Genomic DNA, 17,434 nt, shown 5'->3' with positions numbered 1-17,434 from the left:
CAAAATAGAGTGATGAGACAGAAATTGCAGGAGATCATACTCAAGTTTCATGACAAAGCAAACGTTTGCTTTTGGTTTTTAGGTAATAAAAAAGCTCTACATGTTGTAGAGCTTTTTGTTGAATTTGTCGTTTATACGTTGACAAAACTAAGCGGAATATCTGGATTCAACGCTTCCAACGTTGATTGCGTATCGGCTAAGTGACTGATCTTACCTTCAGAGTTTTCTACCAATGCAGCGGCTTTGATGCTGTCAAAGGTTTCACCCGCAAGTAAAACTTGGATTAGCGCAACTTGTAGCGGTGGCAAGCTAGGATTAAACGCTGCATTTTCTGCATAAGCGCCTTGGAATACACGGCCGCTAGTCATCTCTAATGCTAAACCACTCAAGTTGTTGGTGTATGGAGAGTGGCTCATGTTCATCGCTTCAACTGCACTTTGGATGAGTGCGTCTTCATCATCACATGAGAATTGGTGTTTAACTTCTGCCATTAAGCCGGACTCGATACCGAGATCGTTTGGTCCAAAGGCTTCAGGCAGGTATTCATGAAGTGACTTTTCTTCGCGTTCTGGGAGCTGGATTTTAAGCTCGTTTGCGGTAGATAACTCATTCATGAACTGGCGGCAGTGACCACATGGGCTGAAGTTGATAGTGATATCCTTAACACCACGTTCGCCTTTCATCCAAGCATGGCTAATCGCAGACTGCTCTGCGTGAACCGTTTGACCCAACTGTACACCAAAGAATTCCATGTTGGCACCGAAGTAAAGGCGACCTGAAAGACCACGAACGATAGCGCCGACATAAAAGTCAGAAAGGGGAGCATAGGAGTACGCTGCGGCAAAAGGAAGTAGCGCAACACGAAGCTCTTTGTCTGATAGACCGGTAGCTGAAAGCAACTGCTCAAATTGTTGAACTGAAAGCGTAGCATCAAAATCATCAGCTTGGATGATAGGAGCAAGTTGTTTGGAAAGTGCTTCTGGAGCGCCTGCTAGCGCCTGTTCAATGCGACTTTTCATGTTGAATCCTTGTTATTGCATGGACAGTTATTCTATGTGAAAGATAGAAATGTTCCGTGCGTTAGATCACGATAAATAATGCAATTGATAATTCTGTTACATAATTAGAGTGAGCTCACACATGTATTCGATTGCACAGGTGTGAAGCGTTATCTCCGTCTCACAATTAACCATATCAGTATATATTCATATGACCAAGGAGCAGGAGTATGTTACCAACGCGACTTTTACCGCTATGCTACTTTATACTTACGTAATCTAGAGCGAGTGGTAGCAGCTAGAATGCTAATGCTATGAATGTATATCTCAGTCAAGTCCCTTCACGATATTACTGGGTGAGTTTGATAGATAAGATAGGGTTTTGAAAAGGGATAAGTAAGAAACGGAAAGGCTACGGCCTGCCGGAAGGAGGGCAGACCGAGAGCGCTTAACTATTGATATAGCCAGACCGCCAAAGCAAAAAAACTTGGAGCCAAAATAGAAGTTATGATCCCACATAAAACCAATGCGAGTGATGAGAACGCGGCATCTATGGGCTGTTTCTCTGCACAAGTAGCGGTGCCTAAGGCATGAGAGACTGTACCCATTGTCAGACCACGTGCAATCGGGTGTTTAATTCCAATTAAGTTGTAAATTGGGTATGCCAAAATCGCGCCCAATAAACCAACAATCAGAACCAAGATCGCCGCAACGGCAGCTTCACCACCGAGGTGACTCGAAATTTCCATTGCTATTGGCGTAGTGACGGATTTACCCACTAGACTTGCGATTAAACTGATATCTGCTTTGAAAGCGACTGCGATCAAGGTGGTTGTCATCATCGACATCACACTGCCTACTGTGCAAGCGAAAGTGATGATTCGCCAGTTTGCTTTAATTTGTGGTAGTTGTTCATATAGTGGATAAGCCAGAGCAACTACAGCAGGTTGAAGCAAAAAGCTAATTCCTTCGTTATCCGCATAATACTTTTCAAATGGCACATTTAAGTAAGTAAGCAAAGGAATGAGCACTGCGATACTGATCAGCAAAGGGTTTGCTAGAGGATTGTTCACTTTGATTGCGATTTGGCGAGCGATAAGAAAAACCGCAATGGTAACAACTAACCACATATCAGTGTTTCTCCTTTAGCAAGTAGTCCAGCAGCCAAGCGAGGCTGACTAGTACAATGAGTGAGCCTCCAACTGCGCTGGCAATGATAGGGAGGGCATTAGCGAGTAGCATATCGAAATGTTGCATTAATCCGACGCTAATAGGAACGAACAATAAGATCATATAGCGGATAAATAGCGTGGCGCCCGGTTTGACCCAGTCGACTTTTACAAGCCCAAGAGTCATGGAGAAAAACAGTACGAGCATACCGATGACACTTCCTGGAACGGAAACGCCAGTGAACTTTTGAATGGTAATTCCGATGCCAAGTGCTCCCATGATGAGGAAGATTGAAATGAGCAGTTGGATCAGTTGTAAGAATCGTTCTTTAATCATTTTGACAGTATATAAACAACAAGCACACCATAAGGTGCGCTTGTATTAGGAGGAGTTAGGAAGCTAAGCTCTCTACATAACAGTACACGGATTTTAATATCGCAATCTTCTTTTCGTCACTTTCATGTTCGTGAACTAAGTTTTCTAAATTCAGCATGTACTCTTCAATTTGGCTTTCAAACACTTCTCGACAGTGTAGTGCCCAGCGTCTTTGTTCTTGCTCGTCTAATGTGCCTGGGAAGTTACGCGCACGATAGCGGAACAATAGAGGTTTAATACGCTTGTCATCAAATTCAATGTCTAATGCAGCAAGATTATTCGGGTCGGTTTCTCGAATGATATCCATAGCTGCGCGATCAGCCGGAGAAAAGAACCCGTCGTAAAGCTGTGTATCGACGTCATCACTTTTATCGAATTTACGCTCGACTGAAAAGAGGCTAATCAGCTTTTCTCTAATTTCAGGATGTTGGCGCAACAAAGCGAGATTAGCGAGACATTGCTGGCGATCAATGCCAATAGACTCTGCATTTTCAGCCGTTAACGTTTTTGCAGGGGCGAGAATAGGGCATTTGTTCAAATGAACTAGTTTAACTGGCACTGGTAGCAATTCACCAAGATCTTCGCGCTTAGTGTAGAGTCTTTCGTGCAGCTCTTCTGCGGATAGCTCAAGAATAGGTTGAGGGTCTTTCGCTAAATCGATGGTGATAACGGCATTATTATTGGTTGGATGCCAAGCAACAGGCACAATCCAGCTAGTGTACTGGCATTCGCGCCCTAACATGCCTGAAACGTGCATCAACGGTGTCATGTTGACGATGTCGACTAAATCATTGAGCTTGCGCTTTTGGCGCATAGAAAAAAAGTAATCAAACAATTTTGGTTGCGCTGCTTTTACTTTCTTTGCCATTTCGATAGTCGCAATCACATCTGCCATGGCATCGTGCGCGTTACTATGTTCTATGCCGTTAGCCACAGACAAGTGTTCTAATTTAAAGCTAGTGAAGCCATCTTCGTTTTCTGGCCATTCTACGCCTTCTGGGCGAAGGGCATGGCACGCGCGTAGTACATCGAGTAAATCCCAACGCGAGTTACCGTTTTGCCAACTCCATGCGTATGGATCGATAAAGTTGCGATAACAAGTATAACGGGTCACTTCGTCATCAAAGCGAATGCTGTTGTAGCCTAAACTGGTGGTATTTGGTCTCGCGAGTTCAGCGTGAATCTTAGCGATAAACTCTGGCTCAGAAAGGCCTTCTTGAACCGTTTTTTGCGGAGTAATACCAGTAATAAGCGCAGCTTCAGGAGACGGAAGATAATCAGCAGGTGGCTGGCAGTACATGACTAAAGGCTCGCCGATGATATTAAAGTTTTCATCTGTACGAACACCAGCAAACTGGCTTGGGCGATCTTTCGCGGGGTTGGTTCCCCATGTCTCATAATCATAGAAGAAAAAAGTGGGCTGATTATCTTGGTGCATTCTGCTTACCGTTTACAAAACCGATGACAGTATTAGACCATTCAACGCCTTGACTAGCAACGAAAGATGCAAGTTGAATTTTTGAAAATGAAAAAAGCCGATGGCGAACCATCGGCTTGATATTTTACGTTTTATCGCTTTGGAAGGAATTTGAGTTCTATGCTCGTGTTTCTTCCAATGTTGCTTCACTTTCTGGTGACTTCAGCACTCGGCTAGCAATTGTACCCGCAGTCATTGAGCCTGAAACGTTTAGTGCGGTACGTGCCATGTCAATCAATGGTTCAATAGAGATAAGCAGCGCCGCGATGGTCACAGGTAAGCCCATTGCAGGAAGAACAATCAAGGCTGCAAACGTTGCACCGCCGCCAACACCTGCAATACCAAATGAACTGATGGTGATAATCGCAATCAATGACAGGATAAAGTGTAGATCAAGTGGGTTGATACCCATTGTTGGAGCTACCATCACTGCAAGCATTGCAGGATAGATACCCGCACAGCCGTTTTGGCCGATAGTGGCACCAAACGATGCTGATAGGTTTGCAATCGCTGGTGGTACGTTAAGCTTGGTGATTTGCGCTTCTACGTTTAGTGGAATTGTTGCTGCTGAGCTACGGGATGTAAACGCGAAGGTCAGTACAGGCCAGATTTTCTTAAAGTATTCCGCAGGGCTAACGCCAACAAAAGAGACCAATACGCCATGAACAACAAACATCAGTGCGATAGCAACATAAGACGCCACAATAAAGCCAAGTAGGTTTAGGATGTCGCCTGCGCTTGATGTCGCTACCACTTTTGCCATCAGTGCTGCGATGCCGTATGGCGTTAGGGCCATGATCATCTTCACTAATCGCATAACGATAGATTGAGCAGCTTCTACGAAAGTACGAATCGGTGATTCCAACTCTGCTTTTTCCATCATCACTTTACGAGCGGCGATACCAGTTAACACGCCGAAAATCACAACAGCGATAATTGATGTCGAGCGAGCACCTGTTAGATCAGCAAATGGGTTGGTTGGAATGAAGCTAACTAGCATTTGAGGAATAGTTAGGTCACTTACTGTACCGGCACGGCTTTCTAAAACGGCGATACGAGCGGTTTCACGCGCGCCTTCAGTTAAACCTTCTGCTGAAAGGCCAAATGTCGTTGTCACCAAGATACCGATAAGTGCAGCAATTGCAGTCGTTACTAGAAGAACAGAGATGGTCAGGCCAGAAATTTTACCTAATGATCCACCTTTCTCCAATTTAACAACTGCAGAGATCATCGATACCAACACCAGTGGCATGATGACCATTTTCAGTAGACCAACGTAGCCACTGCCTACAATGCCTACCCATTCAAGTGTTTGAGCAATAGCGCTGTTGCCTTCACCGTGAATGAGTTGCAAAGCAAGACCAAAAAGAGAACCGGTAACAAGACCGATCAAAACGAGACGTGAAAGAGTGTGTTTCTTTTGTTGTTGGTTAAATAGAAAGAACAATATGCCAACAAAGACGGCTAGAGAGGCTATCACTGCAAAATTCATAATTTGACCTTATCAACCAGCCGAAGTGGCGGTTGTTTTTTATACGGGGTTTTATACGGATTTATTTATGGAGCGTAAGATAACGCTCGTGATATAACTTTAAAAATGACAAACGGGTATTAGCTAGATCTAAAATGAATATAAAAACGAGATCTAAGTCGCGTGAGAGTGTGAATTAGCACGTTAATTGTACAAAATGGTTATTCGTAGTGATGCAGTAAGTCACGCATTTCTTTCCTTTGTAAGTAAACCACCGAGTCTTCTTGATAACTGAAAAGTTGATAAATCATCGCTTTGGCGACATCTTCTGCTCGAATCGGTAAAAAGTTGGACAGTTTGCCTAGCATAAGTGGGCGAATTACCTTAAACAGAGTTTGTACTAACTTCTCGTCCATTCTTGGGTTTTGACGTTGACCAACAAGCGGGCCTGGGCGAACAAATACGATTTCCTCAAAATCCATAGCTTCGATTCGTTGTTCCATTTGTCCTTTACAAGCTAAGTAATGGGATGGCGATTTACTATTTGCACCGAGGCTAGAAACAACCGCAAGGCGTTTGACTCCGATTGTTTTCATTTGTTGGGCGACTTTGCACACCAGATCAACATCTACTCTACGCAAATTATCCTTACTGCCTGCTTGCTTAAGGGTCGTGCCTAAACAGATAAAGCCGATGGTTGGTGTTGGTTGGTTCTCATCCCATTGGTGGATAGAAAGGTCTGCATCAATGAGAGGAATAAGCTTGTTGTCCACATCTAGGACGCCATCGAGTGTGCGGCGAGAAAGATAATATAATGTTCCAACACCTGATTGATTTATGAGGTTTGCAATGACTTTTGAGCCTACTAAGCCAGTTGCACCGGCGATGATTGCGCAGGTGTTGTTATCCATATCTTTTCTCCTATATGGGAACATAGTCTAAGCTATTGTAGCGGATTTCAACGAGTTACTTATAATCTCGTGCAAGAAAGGTGAGACGCTCTGCGAACTCGGCAGACTATCCTGAGATAAACTTGATTAGCGCTGCCCCAATTGGATGCAAGTGTATACAATAGTGGGCGCGCAAAAACTGTCGCTGAACAAGACCTCTTGAACAACAGAACACCTCTCACCCAGACAACATCAAAGGAACGTAAAAAATGGATGACTCTTTTGCTGCGGAGATACAAGCACGCATAGATAACAAAACCAAACCCGTCGGTTCTTTAGGCTTATTGGAAAAGGTGGCACTGCAGTTAGCTCTTATTCAAAGTCAGGATAAACCTCAGCCAGTTGATTCCATCGCTATCTGCAAACCGAGCATGCTGGTATTTGCTGGAGATCACGGCGTTGCAGAGGAGGGTGTGAGCATTGCGCCAAGCGAAGTCACTCAGCAAATGGTGGCTAACTTTCTCGCTGGCGGCGCAGCCATCAACTGTCTTTGCGACATTAATGGCATTCAACTCAAAGTAATAGATTGCGGCATGTTGGCTCCTATTGATGTGCTGGTTCCAGAATTTAAATCCCATCCCAACTTGGTTGAACAACGGTTGGGTAACGGTACGGCTAATTTTTCTAAACAATCCGCGATGTCCCCAGAACAAGTGGCGTTAGGTTTAGAATATGGTGCGAAGATTGCTGAGCATACCATTTTGCATGGTTCAAACCTCTTAATGTTCGGCGAGATGGGCATCGGTAATACCAGTTCGGCCTCAGCACTGTTATCGGCGCTGAGCTCATTAGATATTGATTATTGTGTTGGCGTTGGCACCGGAATCAATCAACAGCAGTTGAGCCGCAAATATAAACTGGTAGCACAGGGGGTAAACCGATGTCGAGGTCTTGATACCAAAGCGATTCTCGCACAGGTTGGGGGCTTTGAAATCGTACAAATGGTGGGCGCTTTTTTAGAAGCCAAGCGGCTTAAAACTCCAGTTTTAGTGGATGGGTTTATCGTATCGGTAGCGGCTTATATTGCGACGTTGCTAGATGAAGAAACGCGTGAATACATGTTGTTTGCCCATCGCTCTGAAGAAAATGGACATAAATTTGTATTGGAACATCTTAAAGCAGAACCTCTGCTCGACCTTGGTTTACGGCTAGGGGAGGGAACAGGAGCCGCTCTTGCCTTACCCTTGTTAAAAGCTGCCGCTCAGTTTTACAACAAAATGGCGAGCTTCGAGAGTGCAGGAGTTACAGTATAGTGTCAGTCCCTGATAATTCTGAGAAAGTCACGCCGTCATCGTTAAGATACCAGTGGGAGTTATTTCTATTAGCTACCAGTTTTTTTAGCCGCTTACCCGTGCCCCAAGCGTTGCCTTACAGTGAAGAACGCATGAATCAGGCAGGCCGTTACTTTGCGTTAGTTGGTCTCGTGCTTGGAGCACTTTGCGCTTTGGTATTCTCGCTCACCTCAATTTTTTTCCCAGAGTCGGTTGCCATAGTATTAACGATGGTGTTTAGCTTATTGTTAACTGGGGCTTTTCACGAAGACGGCTTGACCGATATGGCGGATGGCATTGGCGGTGGCATGACCGTAGAGCGACGCCTCTCTATTATGAAAGACAGTCGTATTGGCACTTATGGTGCCGCCACTCTCATTATGGCGTTATTGGCTAAGTATGTTTTTTGGAGTGAACTGGCTAACTTGCCGCACTTTTGGTTGGTCATTGTCGTCGCTTACACCGCAAGCCGAGCACTAGCAGCGACGCTTATTTATGACATGCCTTATGTCAGTGACAGTGATACGTCGAAAAGTAAACCGCTAGCAAGTCGCCAGTCTTCTCTAGAAGTCTCCATTTTGTTGTTTACTGGTGGCGTAACATTGCTTGTGCTTGGTATCGCGGATGCGATCTTGATATCGCTTGTTCTCGTGGTATTTCGTTTGATGTTCAAACGTTGGTTAATCAAGAGAATTGGCGGCTTTACGGGGGATTGCCTTGGCGCAGCGCAACAGTTGTCGGAACTGCTTATTTATCTCACTATGATTGGGTTGTATCACTCCTCATGAAGCAATTGATACTCGGTGGCGCGCGCTCTGGGAAGTCGCATTTGGCAGAAAAAACAGCTAAGCAATTATCGGTCGCTTCTCAGCGAGCATTACACTATGTTGCAACCGCGCTGCCATTTGACCAAGAAATGCGAGAGCGAATAGCGCATCATCAAAAGCAACGCGGGGGCGAGTGGCAAGAGCATGAATGCCCCCTTCATTTATCTGAGTTACTGACAAATTTCGCTATCACCGATGTTGTATTGATCGACTGTTTAACCTTGTGGCTCAACAATTGGATATTTGAGTTAGGTGATGAATGTTCCCATGAGAAGCTAGAAGCAGAAATTGAAAAGCTTATAAAGATGGTACGTGGCTCAGATGCGACGTTAATATTCGTCTCTAACGAGGTTGGAATGGGCATTGTACCTTTGGGGGCGGTTAGTCGTTATTTTGTGGATAATGCAGGACGGATGAATCAAAAACTAGCCAGTGTTTGCCATCGCGTTACCTTTGTTGCTGCTGGTTTGCCGTTGGTTCTTAAAGAGTAGGATGGAACAAAATGAAAACACTCAATATCTATCTTGTGCGTCATGGAAAAGTAGACGCTCCACCAGGACTCCATGGCCAAACAGATGTAAAAGTTACGCCTGCTGATCAAGAGAGTATTGCTCGGGCTTGGGCTGAGAGTGGACGAGGTGTGGGTGGAATAATTTCTTCTCCACTTTCACGCTGTCAAGAACTGGCAAACATCATTGCTGAACAGCAATTATTACCAGTAATGACGGATGAATCTTTACAAGAGATGGTATTTGGTGATTTTGATGGTATGCCTTTTGATCTGCTCACTGAGCAGTGGAAAAAGCTAGATGCTTTTTGGCAATCGCCAGCACAACATACGTTGCCGAATGCTGAGAGCTTAAGCACATTTTCTGAGCGCATATGTCGCGTTTGGTCTCAAATCATCAACGATATCAATGACAATCTACTTATCGTCACGCATGGTGGCGTCATTCGTATGATTCTTGCTCATGTATTGGAGTTAGATTGGCGTAACCCAAAGTGGTATTCGACGTTGTCGATAGGAAACGCTTCTGTCACGCATGTAACAATTACCATAGATGAGCAAATTTACGCCTCGGTGCGTTCGATTGGCGTACCTCTTTTAACTCGTTAATTTATAAATATTAAAATGCCCAGAACGATATTGCTTACGGGCATAGTCACGGAAGATGTCAGTGGAAGCCCATCTGCTAGGTGCAGGAAGCGAAAATTGACTCAGTTACATAAAAAGGAAATATAGAAATGACAACGCCGAGTTGGGATTTGTCCATCGTTTATAACGACCTTTCTGACCCACGAATTCAAGACGATATTGCTCTTGTGGAACAATGTATTGATCTTTTGAATAAACAATCAGTAGATTGTGGCAACGTAGAGATCATGCAAAATGCGATTTTGACCAATGAAGCTGCGAGTCGTTTAGCGGGTACAGTTGCAAATTTTGCGAGTTGTTATGCTTCTGTTGATGCAACAAACGCCGAAGCGAAATCGTTACTTGGTAAAATGACCCGCATCTTTTCGGAGCTTTCCCAAGCGTTCAGTCCCTTTGATTTGACATTAACTCATGCCGACGAAGAGTTTATCTTGCGCGTGTTAGACCATGAAAATCCTGATATCAGTGGGCAAGCTTTTTCTATCTTGAATTCTAGAAAGTTGGCGGATACTCGTCTTAGCAACGCAGAAGAACAGTTACTGGCTGCGATGAGTGTGGATGGCAAATCGGCTTGGGGTAACCTATACGATAACCTGACTGGCTCATTGAAAGTGAAGCTTGAGTACACAGATGGTAATAGTGAAGAGCTTGGGTTTTCTCAAGCGGCAAGCATTCTTTATGGTTCTGAATTCGAGCGTCAAGAAGCCGCGTGGCGTGGCGTACAAGATGCAATGCAAACGCACCAAGAATCATTCGCTGCGATTTTGAATGCGTTAGCAGGATGGCGCTTAACTGAAAACAAAAAGCGTTCTACGAAGCGTGAAGTTCACTTCCTAGAGCCGAGTTTGCATGGTAGCCGAATCCAAGCTGAAACTTTAAATGCGATGATGACCGTAGCCAAAGACAGTCGAGCTATTGGTCAGAAAGCGGGTTTATTGATGGCGCAAGTACATGGTCTGGATGAGATGAAACCTTGGAATCATCTGGCGGCTATGCCTGCTTTGAGCGGTGAAGCGAAGGTTTACGACTTTGATGAAGCGATTGATGTTATTTGTGAAGCATTTGAAACAGTAAACCCTGAGATGTCGGAGTTTGTCCGTTTGATGGTACAAAATGGTTGGATTGATGCCGCGCCAAATGCTAACAAGCGTCTTGGCGCATACTGCACCAAACTGCCAGCAACGCGAACACCACTTGTGTTTATGACTTGGAGTGGCAGTCGGTCAGACCTTATGACTCTGGCACATGAACTTGGCCATGCGTTCCATAACTGGGTTATTCGTGATTTGCCACTTTGCCAAACTTACTACCCAATGACGTTAGCAGAAACCGCCTCTATCTTTGCAGAAAACATCGTTCGTGATCATTTGATTTCGAAAGCGGAGAGCGTTGATGAAAAGCTCGAGATGTTGTGGGAAGAGTTGTCATCTGCGCTAGCTTTAATGATCAACATTCCGGTTCGCTACGAGTTTGAAAAATCGTTCTATGAACGCCGCCAGGATGGAGAGTTAACCGCAGATGAATTCTGTGAGTTGATGTCAGAAACTTGGAAAGAATGGTATGGCGACGTAATGAGCGAACCGGATCCGTACTTCTGGGCAAGCAAGCTGCACTTTTCTATTGATAGCGTGAGCTTTTATAACTACCCATACCTATTTGGTTTCTTGTTTAGCAAGGGTATCTATGCACAGCGAGAAAACAAAGGCGAAGCGTTTTACACCGATTACATCAATTTGCTGCGCGATACAGGCTGCATGATGGCGGAAGATGTCGTCGAAAAGCACCTGTCGATGGATTTAACCCAGCCAACGTTTTGGCAGCAGAGTGTTGAGCTAGTGCGTGAAAAAGTCGATGAGTTTGAGCGTTTGCTCGCACAGCGCGGCTAAGTTTTTCGCAGTGTTGATGCATAATCTGCTTTATAGCTACAAAAATTTGATCAAATCATAATGATCTTAATCAGGGCTGTGGTAAAGTTCACAGCCCTAACACTTTGTAATTGTTTGAAAATTAAACGCCTCAATGCTTGATTTGAGTGCCTGGCGCGAAAAGGCATCGGATTTTCGAGGGAAATAGTGATTTCTACTCATAAGTGAGATCGCAGCAACAAAAATCCTTTGTACAATTTATTAACATATCCGCCGTGCTATTAAGGAGTAACGCATGACGAAGTCTCTCTTTCGCCAATCGTTTTTAACTGACACGTTAGATGTTCATATTGATGTTGCACCAGCGGAGCAGGTGCTTTCTAACGGTGTAAAACTTAAACTCTATCAGCGTGGTGTATTAGAAGTAATCCCTGCGAATTATACTCAGGATACGAAGAACATCATCATCTCTTGTGGGGTTCACGGAGATGAAACCGCACCGATGGAGCTGGTGGATTCCATTATTCAAGACATAGAATCTGGGTTCCAGACGGTCGATACCCGTTGTCTGTTCATTATCGCTCACCCAGAGTCCACTCTGGCGCACACGCGATTCCTTGAAGAAAACCTCAACCGTTTGTTTGACGAAAAAGAACACAAACAGACAAAAGAGCTTGTTATCGCCGATACGCTTAAGCTGCTTGTTCGAGATTTTTATCAGGATACCGACCCGACAACACGCTGGCACCTTGATTTACACTGCGCGATTAGAGGCTCGAAGCACTATACGTTTGCAGTAAGTCCTAAGACTCGTCATCCTGTGCGCAGCAAAGCATTGATCGATTTCTTGGACAGTGCACACATTGAAGCAGTGCTCCTGTCAAACTCACCATCGAGCACGTTTAGCTGGTACAGTGCCGAGAGCTTTGGTGCGCAGGCTCTCACAATGGAGCTTGGCCGTGTGGCTCGTATCGGTGAAAATGACCTCGATAAACTGACCGCGTTTGATTTGTCTTTACGTAATTTGATTGCGGAAACGAAGCCAGAACACTTACCAAAACCATGCATTAAGTATCGCGTAAGTCGCACAATCGTTCGTTTGAACGAAGACTTTGACTTTATGTTCGACGACAATGTTGAAAACTTCACCTCATTTGTTCACGGCGAAGTGTTTGGTCATGATGGCGACAAACCATTAATGGCGAAGAATGAAAACGAAGCGATTGTCTTCCCGAACCGCCACGTCGCAATAGGTCAACGTGCAGCTCTGATGGTTTGTGAAGTGAAAACCCGTTTTGAAGAGGGTGAGTTGGTTTACGATTAATCCAACATTGCTTTGAGAAGTTAATTGCAATTTACCGAGGCTTAACTGTAAGGTTAAGCCTCGTTTGTTTTTATCGGCCGCTATGGATTTTCAACAACTTATCCTGAACAAGGAACGACGCTGGCAACGTAACCTGATGGTTATGTCGATCGTGCTCGCTGTACTCTCTGCCATTCACTTGATGGTCGGAGAAATTTTCCTTTCTCCTTTTCAATCCTTATCTGCATTTGAACAGAAGTTATTGGTGGACTTGCGTTTACCGAGGTTAGTGTCTGCGGCAATTATTGGTGCTGCGTTAGCGGTATCTGGCGCGACGTTACAAGTGTTGCTTGGGAACGTGTTGGCTGAACCTGGCGTGCTCGGTATATCTGGTGGTGCAAGCTTAGCAATGGTCTTAATCATGTTCGCGTCACCTGTTCTTCCTACCCCGATTGTTTTTATGTTGGCAGCGATTGCAGGCTCGATGGTCTTCACGTTTGTTTTGGTGGCGATAGCAAGGGCAATGCACCTGACGACGGCTCGATTGCTTTTGGTTGGGGTCGCATTGGGTATTTTATCGAGCGCGATTGTGACGTGGGCTTTTTACTTTAGTGATGATCTTAGCTTACGCCAACTGATGTATTGGTTAATGGGCAGTATTGGCGGTGCGAGTTGGTATCAACATACCGTTACCTTGGTGATGTTACCGGTGCTCATCTGGTTATGTTGTAAAGGCAAATCGCTTGATAGATTGATGCTGGGTGAGATTCATGCGACCCAATTGGGTGTCGATGTGCATCAAATGCGTTGGAAACTGATCCTCGCCATTTCTGTTTTGGTGGGTAGTTCAGTCGCTTTGGGTGGCATCATCAGTTTTGTTGGTTTGGTGGTGCCGCACTTGTTGCGTTTGGCTTTTGGTACGGAAAACCGTTATTTATTGCCACTTTCTGCAATATCTGGTGCTGCGTTGCTTGTATTTGCTGACATCGGCGCAAGACTGTTATTGGACTCCGCAGAGTTACCTTTAGGTGTCATGACAACATCGATTGGCGCACCTATTTTCATCTGGATGCTGGTGAAGAGTCATGATGCACGTTAAGCATATGTCGGTTGGTAGTCGATTATTGCCTCTTTCTTTTGAATGCAAAGCTGGCGAAATCGTACATATCGTTGGGCCTAATGGTTCCGGTAAGAGTACTTTATTGGCTGCGATTTCTGGTACGTTAAGTCACCGAGACGGTATGAGTGGTGAAGTGTACGTTGGCAACAAAAACTTGCTTACTTTACCGTTGTCAGAGCAAGCTCATGTTCGAGGTTATTTGTGTCAGCAATCGCGCCCAGCGTTTAATGTTGATGTGTTTCAGTATCTCGCTTTATCTCTGCCAAGTGGTGCTGAGATTGCGGATATCAAAGTGCGTGATGCCGTCAATATGGTGGTGGAGCTGGTACAACTGCAAGATAAGCTTCATCGCAGTATTCAAACATTATCCGGTGGTGAGTGGCAGCGTGTCCGATTAGCAGGTGTATGTTTGCAGGTGTGGCGTACCATTAATCCTTTTTCGCAGTTTTTAATTTTGGATGAGCCAGCAGCACCGTTAGATATTGCGCAAGAGGGTCTGCTCTATCAATTGATTAACGCTATGGCGGCGCAGGGAATTGGAGTATTGGTTGCTAATCACGATCTCAATCGCACATTAAAGCACGCAGATAAAGTATTGCTGCTTAACAACGGTGTGCTGCACTCATCAGGAAGTGCCGATACTGTGCTAACGGAAGAAGCTCTCGGGGAAGTGTTCAATACTCAAGTCAAAAAGGTCATCGTAGATGAGCAACCTTATTTAATCTTTGATTAGTATTTAGGGACAACAAAAAACGACCTACTTGAGGTCGTTTTTTTTTAATCGAGATAGCCAAACTCAACGCTTATTGAGTTAACGGTTTTAGATCTGCTGGGCGGTAGTAAACAGATTTGAGTACTTTGCCTTTACGAATGGTTTTACCTTCCGATACGAAATCTTCGGCGCATTTCGCGATGATGTATTCACCTTTCTGCACCGCCATCAACTTGATGCCTTGTTCCGCGTAGAATGCTTCTGTTTCTGAGTACTCTTGCTCGTTACGGCATACTTTGCTCATGTTGCTTGAATGTACTTCATCCCAGCAAGGAATAAATTCGATACCACGGTTTACCGCAACGTTTAATAGAAGATCAATTAAGTAGCTGATCGCCAGGTTGTCTTCTACTTTGCTGTGGCCAAGATGAACGAGACGGCCCATTAATACATACACGCTGTCTACGATGGCATCTGCTTGCTCAGTTTTACAATCTGCTTCTGCTAGCTCTGTTAGCTCTTCGATCGCCAAAGAGGTGTGTAGTGTATCTGCTTGCGTATCAAGGCTTGCAGCGTCTGCGACTGGTAAGTCGAACGTACTACGGAACTCGGTGATATCACGGTATAAGTGATCAAAAATCTCTTGGGTTAGCTTTGACAGTTGCATTCTAATTTCCATTGAATCGATTGAAGCGGCAATGATACCAAACCGCACTTTGAACCCCAAGGGCATTGCATCTAACTGGTGATAAATCTGCCTTTGGGGAATGGTGGTGCTTAACGAAATAGGTAAGGGAACAGCTTTTTACGTTCTTCCTCTGAAAGGGCGGAAACACGAGCGATGTTCGTATCGGGAATGGATTCAGGATCAGGATAGTGTTTTAGTACCTTTTCCATACTCTCTTCGCGAATCAAATGGAAGATCGGGTAAGGAGAACGATTGGTCAGGTTTTCGTCGTCTTCAGGCCTTGCGCCGCCAAAACAGTAATCAGGATGGAAAGTCGCTACTTGGAAAACACCTTCCCAGTTTTGCTGCTTAATTAATCCTTCAACCCAATCTATGCAAAAGTTGTAGTCCCAGAAATCTTGTAGCATGGCGGGAACCACAACCAACGTGGTCTCAAGTTGTTCGGGTTCTGTGTTACTCAGCTCAATCAGCTGCAATAAAATATCTTCTAGAAGCGCTTCTTCTTGAGTCGCTTCACTAACAAAGATTTTGATTTGTTTATTACGTTGCGGCTTGGCAGCAAACGGACAAAGGTTGAGACCGATTACTACATCGTTGAGCCATTGATCGACCTGTTGAGTGATCGCTTCGATATCTGTGTTTTGTGTTGAACGCGTTGACATACGACTTTCTGGTTTTTATTAAAGTAGCGCAAGCATAGCAGAGTTGGTTATCCAAGTAACCAGAGAGGTATTACGCAAATGAGCGTACCTTAGCTACTCTTTAAACTCGCAGCGTCAGGTGTTTGGTCAGTATGCTTTCTTTCGGCAATGTGTTTCAAATACGCAATTGCAGCAAACATCGCTAGGTAGACTGCGCTTCCTCCCATAAGAACACTCGACCAACCACCATGTTGCCAACAATAAAGAAGTAAGAATCCTCCTAAGCTACCGCCTACGTAGTAGTGTACTAAGTAGAGCGCTGTCGCGGTGGCTTTGGCGCGAGTGGCGTTCTGACCGACCCAACCGTAGGCGAGGGTATGAGTAAAGAAGGCACCAAAACTTATCAGCAACAACCCAAATAGCATTGCAGTCAAGCTTTCAACCGCCGCAATCCACATCCCCGTCATGCTCACTATCGCGCCTAAGAACATACCGCGGATTGATGAATAACGTTTACTCCAGTGGCCTGCGCAACGAGAGGAGAAAGTCCCTCCCAAGTAACAAATAAAGATCAGTGAGGCCAACCCGACGGGCACATTGTGAGGTTCACTCACCAGACGGAAACCCATTACGGAATAAAGGTTGACGAACAAAGCAAAGTTGAGTCCTCCTATCAGCATCGCAAACCACACGCGTTGGTTTTTAAAATGACCAATAAGCGCACGATTTTGATGGCGTAAGCTGCTTGATGACGGGGTGAAGTTGCGCTGTGTTGGCAATAAATAGTGAACGCCAATGACACCAAGAAGAGTGAACACCATCATAACTTCAATGGCGACATCAACACTGAAATTGTCCGCCAATAAGCCGCCGCTAATACGCCCTGCAATGCCGCCTAATGAGTTAGCCGCAATGTACGTTCCAATTGCCATCGAGAAGGCGTGCTTGTCGAGCTCTTCTGCCATGTAAGCCACGGCGACCGCAGCAAAAGCGGCGAGCGCGACACCGATCAGTGCTCGACATACCACCAAAAACAGAAATGAGTCACCAAACAGCATCAAAGCGGAAAGGGTAGGAATCGAAAACAGACCAGCCATCATGACTGGCTTTCGTCCCACTGATTCTGACAACACAGCCATCGGGACGAGGCTAAAAGAGAGAGCGAGTGTTGAGGCCGCAAATAACCAGTTCACTTGCGTTTCTGAGATCGTGAAAATTTGAGCAAAAGTGGGCAGCATTGGCTGTAGTAGGTATAAATTTGAAAAAACCAAGAAGGAACCAAGCGCTAGCGAGAGCGTAATGCGTTTGTATTCCGGTGTGCCAAAACTGACCATGAATCCTGCCTAATGTGAGCAAATGGAGAGACTGTGATCAATCTATCAGTTCGTTATAAATTAAAAAAATATATTA

Annotated in this window: 17 protein-coding genes; 8 read left to right on the top strand and 9 right to left on the bottom strand. The window is 44.9% G+C overall.

Features of this window, described 5'->3' with window-relative positions; translation table 11 throughout:
- Nucleotides 1-131 precede the first annotated feature (131 nt).
- From cdd to R7O13_RS09560, 6 genes are all read right to left on the bottom strand, one after another.
- The gene (gene cdd, locus R7O13_RS09585; protein ID WP_005377892.1) at nucleotides 132-1,019 is read right to left on the bottom strand and encodes a cytidine deaminase; all 888 of its coding nucleotides are present in this window, start codon (nucleotides 1,017-1,019) and stop codon (nucleotides 132-134) included.
- 431 nt (nucleotides 1,020-1,450) lie between these two features.
- Nucleotides 1,451-2,128, bottom strand: a complete 678-nt coding sequence (locus tag R7O13_RS09580; RefSeq protein ID WP_171344747.1) for an LrgB family protein — start codon at nucleotides 2,126-2,128, stop codon at nucleotides 1,451-1,453.
- Nucleotide 2,129: 1 nt separating this feature from the next.
- The gene (locus tag R7O13_RS09575; RefSeq protein WP_005397786.1) at nucleotides 2,130-2,504 is read right to left on the bottom strand and encodes a CidA/LrgA family protein; all 375 of its coding nucleotides are present in this window, start codon (nucleotides 2,502-2,504) and stop codon (nucleotides 2,130-2,132) included.
- Between the two features lie 55 nt (nucleotides 2,505-2,559).
- A complete protein-coding gene (gene sbcB, locus R7O13_RS09570; RefSeq protein ID WP_318303700.1) occupies nucleotides 2,560-3,981 on the bottom strand; it encodes an exodeoxyribonuclease I in 1,422 nt (473 codons plus the stop codon).
- A gap of 157 nt (nucleotides 3,982-4,138) precedes the next feature.
- On the bottom strand, nucleotides 4,139-5,512 hold the full coding sequence (locus R7O13_RS09565) for an L-cystine transporter (RefSeq protein ID WP_005377885.1): 1,374 nt from the start codon (nucleotides 5,510-5,512) through the stop codon (nucleotides 4,139-4,141).
- 200 nt (nucleotides 5,513-5,712) lie between these two features.
- A complete protein-coding gene (locus tag R7O13_RS09560; protein ID WP_025766774.1) occupies nucleotides 5,713-6,402 on the bottom strand; it encodes an NAD(P)H-binding protein in 690 nt (229 codons plus the stop codon).
- Nucleotides 6,403-6,650: 248 nt separating this feature from the next.
- On the opposite strand from R7O13_RS09560, the gene cobT reads away from it, so the two are divergent.
- The 8 genes from cobT to btuD all read left to right on the top strand — a co-directional run bounded on the left by cobT (nucleotide 6,651) and on the right by btuD (nucleotide 14,716).
- Nucleotides 6,651-7,694, top strand: coding sequence for a nicotinate-nucleotide--dimethylbenzimidazole phosphoribosyltransferase (cobT, locus tag R7O13_RS09555; protein WP_318303698.1), 1,044 nt, complete (start codon nucleotides 6,651-6,653; stop codon nucleotides 7,692-7,694).
- The gene (locus R7O13_RS09550; protein ID WP_053303161.1) at nucleotides 7,694-8,500 is read left to right on the top strand and encodes an adenosylcobinamide-GDP ribazoletransferase; all 807 of its coding nucleotides are present in this window, start codon (nucleotides 7,694-7,696) and stop codon (nucleotides 8,498-8,500) included. The genes cobT and R7O13_RS09550 overlap by 1 nt, the downstream gene beginning before the upstream one ends.
- The gene (gene cobU, locus R7O13_RS09545) at nucleotides 8,497-9,030 is read left to right on the top strand and encodes a bifunctional adenosylcobinamide kinase/adenosylcobinamide-phosphate guanylyltransferase (RefSeq protein ID WP_318303695.1); all 534 of its coding nucleotides are present in this window, start codon (nucleotides 8,497-8,499) and stop codon (nucleotides 9,028-9,030) included. The genes R7O13_RS09550 and cobU overlap by 4 nt, the downstream gene beginning before the upstream one ends.
- An 11-nt stretch (nucleotides 9,031-9,041) precedes the next feature.
- Nucleotides 9,042-9,656, top strand: coding sequence for an alpha-ribazole phosphatase family protein (gene cobC, locus R7O13_RS09540; RefSeq protein WP_318303693.1), 615 nt, complete (start codon nucleotides 9,042-9,044; stop codon nucleotides 9,654-9,656).
- Between the two features lie 128 nt (nucleotides 9,657-9,784).
- Nucleotides 9,785-11,581, top strand: a complete 1,797-nt coding sequence (locus R7O13_RS09535; RefSeq protein WP_170893856.1) for a M3 family oligoendopeptidase — start codon at nucleotides 9,785-9,787, stop codon at nucleotides 11,579-11,581.
- A 274-nt stretch (nucleotides 11,582-11,855) separates the two neighbouring features.
- The gene (locus R7O13_RS09530; protein WP_213876522.1) at nucleotides 11,856-12,884 is read left to right on the top strand and encodes a succinylglutamate desuccinylase; all 1,029 of its coding nucleotides are present in this window, start codon (nucleotides 11,856-11,858) and stop codon (nucleotides 12,882-12,884) included.
- 82 nt (nucleotides 12,885-12,966) lie between these two features.
- Nucleotides 12,967-13,962 carry a vitamin B12 ABC transporter permease BtuC gene (btuC, locus tag R7O13_RS09525; protein WP_005377877.1) on the top strand — a complete coding sequence of 332 codons (996 nt, stop codon included), beginning with the start codon at nucleotides 12,967-12,969 and terminating at the stop codon, nucleotides 13,960-13,962.
- The gene (btuD, locus tag R7O13_RS09520; protein WP_017820884.1) at nucleotides 13,949-14,716 is read left to right on the top strand and encodes a vitamin B12 ABC transporter ATP-binding protein BtuD; all 768 of its coding nucleotides are present in this window, start codon (nucleotides 13,949-13,951) and stop codon (nucleotides 14,714-14,716) included. Before btuC ends, btuD begins: the two co-directional genes overlap by 14 nt.
- A 70-nt stretch (nucleotides 14,717-14,786) precedes the next feature.
- Here btuD and R7O13_RS09515 read toward each other — a convergent pair whose 3' ends face one another.
- The 3 genes from R7O13_RS09515 to R7O13_RS09505 all read right to left on the bottom strand — a co-directional run bounded on the left by R7O13_RS09515 (nucleotide 14,787) and on the right by R7O13_RS09505 (nucleotide 17,358).
- Nucleotides 14,787-15,362, bottom strand: a complete 576-nt coding sequence (locus R7O13_RS09515; RefSeq protein ID WP_005377875.1) for a nucleoside triphosphate pyrophosphohydrolase family protein — start codon at nucleotides 15,360-15,362, stop codon at nucleotides 14,787-14,789.
- Nucleotides 15,363-15,472: 110 nt separating this feature from the next.
- Complete coding sequence (locus tag R7O13_RS09510; protein ID WP_213866585.1) at nucleotides 15,473-16,045, bottom strand: DUF1415 domain-containing protein; 573 nt, start codon at nucleotides 16,043-16,045, stop codon at nucleotides 15,473-15,475.
- Nucleotides 16,046-16,134: 89 nt separating this feature from the next.
- Nucleotides 16,135-17,358, bottom strand: coding sequence for an MFS transporter (locus R7O13_RS09505; protein WP_213866584.1), 1,224 nt, complete (start codon nucleotides 17,356-17,358; stop codon nucleotides 16,135-16,137).
- Nucleotides 17,359-17,434 lie beyond the last annotated feature (76 nt).

The organism is Vibrio sp. Y176, from assembly GCF_033438945.1.
This window is presented reverse-complemented; position numbering and strand designations above follow the sequence as displayed.

Bases quoted from the DNA above. Each gene is read 5' to 3' on its own strand.
- cobT (WP_318303698.1), top strand. From the start codon at position 6,651: ATGGATGACTCTTTTGCTGCGGAGATACAAGCACGCATAGATAACAAA.
- cobC (WP_318303693.1), top strand. From the start codon at position 9,042: ATGAAAACACTCAATATCTATCTTGTGCGTCATGGAAAAGTAGACGCT.
- R7O13_RS09530 (WP_213876522.1), top strand. From the start codon at position 11,856: ATGACGAAGTCTCTCTTTCGCCAATCGTTTTTAACTGACACGTTAGAT.
- R7O13_RS09580 (WP_171344747.1), bottom strand. From the start codon at position 2,128: ATGTGGTTAGTTGTTACCATTGCGGTTTTTCTTATCGCTCGCCAAATC.
- R7O13_RS09560 (WP_025766774.1), bottom strand. From the start codon at position 6,402: ATGGATAACAACACCTGCGCAATCATCGCCGGTGCAACTGGCTTAGTA.
- btuC (WP_005377877.1), top strand. From the start codon at position 12,967: ATGGATTTTCAACAACTTATCCTGAACAAGGAACGACGCTGGCAACGT.
- R7O13_RS09535 (WP_170893856.1), top strand. From the start codon at position 9,785: ATGACAACGCCGAGTTGGGATTTGTCCATCGTTTATAACGACCTTTCT.
- R7O13_RS09565 (WP_005377885.1), bottom strand. From the start codon at position 5,512: ATGAATTTTGCAGTGATAGCCTCTCTAGCCGTCTTTGTTGGCATATTG.
- cobU (WP_318303695.1), top strand. From the start codon at position 8,497: ATGAAGCAATTGATACTCGGTGGCGCGCGCTCTGGGAAGTCGCATTTG.
- R7O13_RS09575 (WP_005397786.1), bottom strand. From the start codon at position 2,504: ATGATTAAAGAACGATTCTTACAACTGATCCAACTGCTCATTTCAATC.
- sbcB (WP_318303700.1), bottom strand. From the start codon at position 3,981: ATGCACCAAGATAATCAGCCCACTTTTTTCTTCTATGATTATGAGACA.
- btuD (WP_017820884.1), top strand. From the start codon at position 13,949: ATGATGCACGTTAAGCATATGTCGGTTGGTAGTCGATTATTGCCTCTT.
- cdd (WP_005377892.1), bottom strand. From the start codon at position 1,019: ATGAAAAGTCGCATTGAACAGGCGCTAGCAGGCGCTCCAGAAGCACTT.
- R7O13_RS09510 (WP_213866585.1), bottom strand. From the start codon at position 16,045: ATGTCAACGCGTTCAACACAAAACACAGATATCGAAGCGATCACTCAA.
- R7O13_RS09505 (WP_213866584.1), bottom strand. From the start codon at position 17,358: ATGGTCAGTTTTGGCACACCGGAATACAAACGCATTACGCTCTCGCTA.
- R7O13_RS09515 (WP_005377875.1), bottom strand. From the start codon at position 15,362: ATGCAACTGTCAAAGCTAACCCAAGAGATTTTTGATCACTTATACCGT.